Consider the following 541-nt stretch of genomic DNA (forward strand, 5'->3'; position numbering starts at 1 on the left):
CGGGATAGCCAAGATCTCGATGGATACGACTGATAAGCTTTATAGCCATAATACTGTTACCTCCTAATCTGAAAAAATCATCATGAATACTGATACTGGAAGATTCCAAACCTAAGACCTCTCCATAGATATCTGCTAACTGTTTTTCCAGAACCGTTGTTGGTGCGATATATTCCTTATCTCCTGTAAAGTTAGGTTCAGGTAAAGCCTTGCGATCCAACTTACCATTAAGCGTAACAGGGAGCTCTTCCAAATGAACATACACAGAAGGAACCATATAATCAGGAAGAAGACCTGATAAGTGCATAGATAAGTCTTCATGATTAACTACATTATCAGACACATAATAACCTACTAAGTATTTTATCCCTGAACCTTGTTCCTTAGCTAAGACTACTGCTTGACGAATACTTTCATAGCTCAATAAGGCGTTTTCTATCTCTCCCAATTCTATCCTATAACCTCGGATCTTTACCTGGAAGTCATTACGACCTATATATTGTAAATTACCATCTGGTAGAAAACGTACTAAATCTCCTGT

General features: G+C 37.7%; 1 protein-coding gene. It reads right to left on the minus strand.

What is annotated here, in order from left to right:
- A partial coding sequence (locus tag CHRY9293_RS18550; protein ID WP_162034328.1) for a phosphopantetheine-binding protein occupies nt 1-541 on the minus strand: 541 nt, incomplete at both ends.

It is taken from the genome of Chryseobacterium potabilaquae, assembly GCF_902728265.1.
In the GTDB taxonomy this organism is placed as follows: Bacteria; Bacteroidota; Bacteroidia; order Flavobacteriales; family Weeksellaceae; genus Chryseobacterium; species Chryseobacterium potabilaquae.